The organism is Longimicrobium sp. (assembly GCF_036280135.1).
Lineage (GTDB): Bacteria > Gemmatimonadota > Gemmatimonadetes > Longimicrobiales > Longimicrobiaceae > Longimicrobium.
Genome location: NZ_DASURI010000329.1, coordinates 1 through 6,072, shown reverse-complemented (window position 1 = coordinate 6,072; position 6,072 = coordinate 1). Strand labels below are relative to the sequence as shown.

The following is a 6,072-nucleotide window of genomic DNA, read 5'->3' as shown; positions in this document are numbered from 1 at the left end:
GTTGTATCGTTGCCTACGGCGCGCGCAGCCCGACCCGGAGCGCAGCGGAGGGGCACGCCCGAATCCTGCAGTTGCGGTTCCGGTCGCGCTTGCCCCAGCTTTCGTTGGGCCGGAGGTTGAACATTCCGGGGCGGCGGACGTATTCAGCGCAGTCAAATCTGCACATCAGACATACAGGGCAATGACGGACACGGCGACGCTGGACATCCAGCCGGGACGGCTGTTCATCGGGGGCGAGTGGCAGGACGCCGCCTCCGGCAAGACGTTCGAGACCATCAACCCCGCCACGGCCGAGCCGCTCACCACGGTGGCCGAGGCCTCGGGCGACGACGTGGACCGCGCCGTACGCGCCGCCCGCGAGGCGTTCGAGAGCGACGCGTGGCAGAACATGGATGCCCGCAAGCGCGGCAAGCTGCTGTACGCCATCGCCGACAAGCTCGAGGAGCGCGCCGACGAGCTCGCCCGCCTGGAGACGATGGACAACGGCAAGCCCGTGCGCGAGGCGCGGATGATCGACATCAAGGAGTCGATCGACTGCTTTCGCTACTACGCGGGGTGGGCCGACAAGATCGCCGGCGACGTGATCCCCGTTCCCGGGCCGTACCTCAACTACACGCGGCGCGAGCCGGTGGGCGTCTGCGGGGCCATCATCCCGTGGAACTACCCCCTGCAGATGGCCGCGTGGAAGGTGGCACCCGCCATCGCGTGCGGGAACACCGTCGTCCTCAAGCCCGCCGAGCAGACGCCGCTGACGGCGCTGGAGCTGGCCCGCGCCGCCGCCGAGGCCGGCCTGCCCGCCGGCGTGCTGAACGTCGTCCCCGGCTTTGGCGAAAGCGCCGGCGCGGCGCTCGTGAACCACGCGGACGTGGACAAGATCGCCTTCACGGGATCCACCGGCGTCGGCAAGATCATCCAGAAGCAGGCGGCCGACACGCTCAAGAAGGTCTCGCTGGAGCTGGGTGGCAAGAGCCCCAACATCGTCCTGGACGACGCGGACGTGGACGCGGCCGTGCGGGGCGCCAGCATGGCCATCTTCTACAACACGGGCCAGGCGTGCACGGCGGGCTCGCGCCTGCTGGTGCACGAGAAGATCCGCGACGAGTTCGTGGAAAAGCTGCTCAAGCGCGCGGCCGGCTACGTGCCCGGCGACCCGCTCAACCCCAAGACGCGCCTGGGGCCCCTGGTGAGCCAGGAGCAGCTGGACCGGGTGATGGGCTACATCGAGACGGGCAAGTCCGAGGGCGCCGAGCTGCTGATGGGCGGCGAGCGCGTGGAGGTGGACGGCAAGCGCGGCTACTTCCTGCAGCCCACGGTCTTTGGCGGCGTGATGCCCAGGATGACCATCGCCTGCGAAGAGATCTTTGGCCCCGTGCTGGCCGTGCAGACGTTCGCGGACGTGGAGGAGGCCATCCAGGTGGGCAACGACAGCGAGTACGGGCTGGCCGCGGCCGTGTGGACGCAGGACGTGCGCAAGGCCCACCACGTGGCGCACAAGCTGCGCGCGGGTACGGTGTGGATCAACACGTACCACAACCTGGACACGGCGTCGCCGTTCGGCGGGTACAAGCAGAGCGGCTACGGCCGCGAACTGGGCCGCTACGCCCTGGACCTGTACACGCAGGTCAAGAGCATCTGGGTGAATTTGGGGTGAGGTGAGTAATGGATTACCACCGTCGCTCCGGGTCATCCGAGCGGCGGTGGTTCTCTTTGTCCCACGTATACATGTGTGCCATGCCTTTCCGTATATACGTCGACCCATCGAAGAGCGGTGGTGGCGACGAGATTACAGAAGCGGAATTCATTACCCTGCGGACGGCGAGATCTAACGTGTCGATCGCTGCGAGCGTTGAGGAAAAGTTCGGTATCTTGCTCGGTAACTATGAAGAGCTTGAAACAGCACTACTAATTGAGGCCGCTCACAAAGTTATATTCCAGGATATAAATCCTTCGCGCGTGCAGGATATGCTTTACACGCTAAACCGGCGCGTGATCAACCTATTAACATCGTGCCGGTTGTATATTGATCACATTCAGCACGACCTCAACTCGATATTCGGTAAAGCGTCTGGGAGGGCCGAGGTGGCTGTACAAGCAATGAATTATCAGTACGACGTCAAGCTCGGATACCGTGTGATGGAGGCGCTCAGGAATTACGTACAGCATCGCGGATTACCCATTGCTGGAGTGCTTTTTGGGGTGATGCCCGATAAGCCGCGCGTCGGTTTCGCCGCACACACGGTGACGCCGTTGTTGAACACGCATAAGCTTGATGACGATGGTGGATTCAAGCAGAGCGTGCTGAATGAGTTGATGAGTGCTCACGGAGAACAGGCTGATCTTAAGCCGCTCGTCCGGGAGTACATCGAAGGAATTACCGAGGTGCACAGAAAATTTCGAGAAATCATTGCTGTTGATGTAAAGCAATGGGAATCCACGCTCATGAGGGAGATGGCCCAGCGATGCACCCTTGATGGCGGTGCTCAGGCTTTAGCCGTGGTCCACACCGACGATGCTGGACACACGGTTGAAGAGTTCCACCTCTATTGGGCGTTCCTCATGCGGCGTCGGGAGTTGGAACAGCGAATGCCGCTTTATACCCCCCTGCGCAAGCCAGTAGTGACGAGCGACGCGGACGATCTGACGCAGATGACGAGGACGAATCGAGAATGACCGACGCATACATCCTTGACGCCGTTCGCACGCCCGTGGGCCGGTTTGGCGGCGCGTTTGCTTCCGTGCGGCCCGATGACCTGGCGGCCACCGTCGTCCGCGCCGTCGTGGAGCGCACGGGGATCGACCCGTCCGCCGTGGACGACGTGATCTTCGGGTGCGCCAACCAGGCCGGCGAGGACAACCGCAACGTGGGGCGCATGGCCCTCCTGCTGGCCGGCCTTCCCGTCACCGTGGCCGGGCAGACGGTGAACCGCCTGTGCGGATCCGGCCTGGAGGCCGTGCGCAGCGCCATGCACGCCATCCGCGCCGGCGAGGGCGAGACGTTCATCGCGGGCGGCGTGGAGAGCATGACCCGCGCGCCCTGGGTGATGCTCAAGCCCGAGGAAGGCTACGCCCGCGGCGTTCCGCAGATGGCCGACTCGCTCCTGGGCTGGCGCTTCGTGAATCCCAAGATGCCGCCGGAGTGGACGGTTTCGCTCGGCGAGACGGCGGAGATCGTGGCGGAGGAGTTCGGCGTGAGCCGCGAGGACCAGGACGCGTTCGCGTTCAACAGCCAGCAGCGCGCGGCGAAGGCGATCGCCGAGGGCCACTTCCGGGGCGAGATCGTCCCCGTGGAGGTGCCGCAGCGCAAGGGCCCGCCCAAGGTCGTCGACACCGACGAGCACCCGCGCGCGGACACCACCCTCGAGGGGCTGACGGCGCTCAAGGCCGCGTTCCGCAAGCAGGGCGGCACGGTGACGGCCGGCAACTCGTCCGGGCTCAACGACGGCGCGTCCGCGTTGCTCGTCGCGTCCGGCGCGGCGGCGGAGCGGATGGGCATCAAGCCCATGGCGCGCATCGTGGCCAGCGCGGTGGCGGGCGTGGAGCCGCAGCGGATGGGCATCGGGCCCGTGCCGGCCACGCGCAAGGCGCTGGCGCTGGCGGGGCTGGAGGTGGGCGACCTTGGCCTCGTGGAGCTGAACGAGGCGTTCGCCGCGCAGTCCGTGGCGTGCGTGCGCGAGCTGGGCATCGACCCGGAGATCGTGAACGTCTCCGGCGGCGCCGTGGCCGTGGGCCATCCGCTGGGCTCGTCGGGCGCGCGCATCCTCACGACGCTCGTGCACGAGATGCACCGGCAGGGGGTGCGCTACGGGCTGGCGTCCATGTGCATCGGCGTGGGCCAGGGCATCGCCATGATCGTGGAGCGCACGGAGCGATGAGCGATTCCGCCGCATCCATCGAATCCGCCGCGACCACATCCACCGACACCGTCCTTCTCCGCGTGGAGGAGGGCGTCGCCTGGATCACGCTCAACCGCCCCGACCGGCTGAACGCCTTCGCGGGCGACATGCGCGACCGCCTGCACGACGCGCTGGGCCGCGCGGCGACGGACGCGGACGTGCGGGTGATCGTCATCACGGGTGCGGGCCGCGGGTTCTGCACGGGCGCGGACGTGGAGGTGATGAGCGACCTGCTGGGCCGCGGCGACGACGTCACGTTCGAGCGCCTGGTGCACGCGGGGATGCGCGTCGTCCGGCGAATGCAGTCCATCGAGCAGCCCGTGGTCGCGGCCGTGAACGGGCCGGCGGCGGGCGCGGGCGCGTCGCTGGCCCTCGCGTGCGACTTTCGCGTCGCGTCGGAGAAGGCGAGCATCGGCGTCACGTTCAACCGCATCGGCCTGCACCCGGACTGGGGCGCCACGTATTCCCTGCCCCGCCTGGTGGGCCCCGGCCGCGCCGCGGAGCTGGTGATGACGGGGCGGATGGTGGACGCGCGCGAGGCGGAGCGCATCGGCCTCTTCGACCACGTGTTCACCGCGGACGCGTTCGACGGCGAGGTGCGAAAGATGGCGGCGGAGCTCGCCGCCAAGCCGCCCCTGGCCCTGCGCCTGGCCAAGCAGACGCTCGCCGCTTCGCTGGATTCCGGCCTGGATGCGATGCTCGCCGCGGAGGGCGAGCGCCAGATGCGCTGCTTCCGCTCGGCCGACGCCCAGGAGGGTATCGCCGCGTTCAACGAGAAGCGGCCGGCGGTGTTCCGGGGAGAATGACTGATGTCCCATGAGCAGCGGATTACAAGTCCGCTGGCCCGGGGAGCGCCAGGACCAGGGAACTCATGATCCCTGGTCCACCGAGCAGTCCGGTCTTGCGGGGATCTATGCTCCTCGCGACTCTCTTGCGGTGATCGCGACCACCGAGCCGGAGAGAATGAGGCTCGTTGCGGATCTGATCCGGTAACCGCCGTCCCCCAGCCGGAGCGAATGAATTCGCCGCAGGAAAGGCACGAAGTCCGCCTGCGCGGACTGCCCCAGCGAAGGTCGGCCACGTGCACCGAGGCAGGCGTTTACGGCCCAGACACTGCCTTCGTGCACGGAGACGGCGCGCGGCACGAGCGGTCGGCGAAGGCCGACATCACGTTGTCATAGCCGCGAAGCCGCGAATTCATTCGCCGCGGCTGGGGTGCCGCGTTCCCGGTACAGATTCGAGGTCGGTTTTACCCGCTCAGGCCCAAAGGTTGGATCCACCCGTGGAACTTCGCGCGTGGAAACCCGACCTTCACGCATCCGCATCAACCACGACGTAGAATCCAGTGGCAGACGAGCAGACGATCCACCGCGTGGCCGTGCTGGGCGCGGGGACGATGGGCAACGGGATCGCGCAGGTGTGCGCGATGGCGGGATACGCGGTGGCACTGCACGATCCGCAGCCCGGCGCCGTGGAGCGCGCGCTGGGCACCATCCGCGGCAACCTGGACAAGGGCGTGGAGCGCGGAAAGGTCACGCCCGAGGCGCGCGAGTCCGCTCTGGCTAACCTGCGCGCCGCCTCCGACCTCGCGTCCGCCGCATCCGACGCGGACCTGGTGATCGAGGCCGTGCCGGAGCGGATGGAGCTCAAGACGGCCATCTTCTCCGAGCTGGACCGCACGGCGCCGGCGCACGCCATCCTGGGCAGCAACACGTCGTCGCTCAGCGTCAGCCGCATCGCGGAGGCCACGGGGCGGCCGGAGCGCGTCATCGGCCTGCACTTCTTCAACCCCGTGCACATCATGAAGCTGCTGGAGGTGGTGCGCGGGCGGCAGACGTCGCAGGACACGCTGGACGCCTCGCTGGCGTTCGCGCGGCGCATCGGCAAGGAGCCCATCGTCGTCACGGACACGCCGGGCTTCGCGTCGTCGCGCCTGGGTGTCGTGCTCGGCCTTGAAGCGATGCGGATGGTGGAGCAGGGCGTGGCGTCGCCGCAGGACATCGACAAGGCCATGGAGCTGGGCTACAACCATCCCATGGGCCCGCTCCGGCTCACGGACCTCGTGGGGCTGGACGTGCGCCTGGGCATCGCCGAGTACCTGCACGGCGAGCTGGGCGGCGAGCAGTACCGGCCGCCGGAGCTGCTGCGGCGGATGGTGGCCGAGGGCAAGCTGGGCAAG

General features: G+C 67.5%; 5 protein-coding genes. All 5 read left to right on the top strand.

What is annotated here, in order from left to right; all coding sequences use genetic code 11:
- The first annotated feature begins 181 nt into the window (after positions 1-181).
- Complete coding sequence (locus tag VFZ20_RS10405) at positions 182-1,651, top strand: aldehyde dehydrogenase family protein (RefSeq protein ID WP_329683803.1); 1,470 nt, start codon at positions 182-184, stop codon at positions 1,649-1,651.
- Between the two features lie 176 nt (positions 1,652-1,827).
- A complete protein-coding gene (locus tag VFZ20_RS10400; protein ID WP_329683802.1) occupies positions 1,828-2,670 on the top strand; it encodes a hypothetical protein in 843 nt (280 codons plus the stop codon).
- Positions 2,667-3,872, top strand: a complete 1,206-nt coding sequence (locus tag VFZ20_RS10395) for an acetyl-CoA C-acyltransferase (RefSeq protein WP_329683801.1) — start codon at positions 2,667-2,669, stop codon at positions 3,870-3,872. The genes VFZ20_RS10400 and VFZ20_RS10395 overlap by 4 nt, the downstream gene beginning before the upstream one ends.
- A complete protein-coding gene (locus VFZ20_RS10390) occupies positions 3,869-4,699 on the top strand; it encodes an enoyl-CoA hydratase/isomerase family protein (RefSeq protein ID WP_329683800.1) in 831 nt (276 codons plus the stop codon). The genes VFZ20_RS10395 and VFZ20_RS10390 overlap by 4 nt, the downstream gene beginning before the upstream one ends.
- A gap of 539 nt (positions 4,700-5,238) precedes the next feature.
- The coding region (locus VFZ20_RS10385; RefSeq protein WP_329683799.1) for a 3-hydroxyacyl-CoA dehydrogenase family protein at positions 5,239-6,072 on the top strand (834 nt) is incomplete at its 3' end.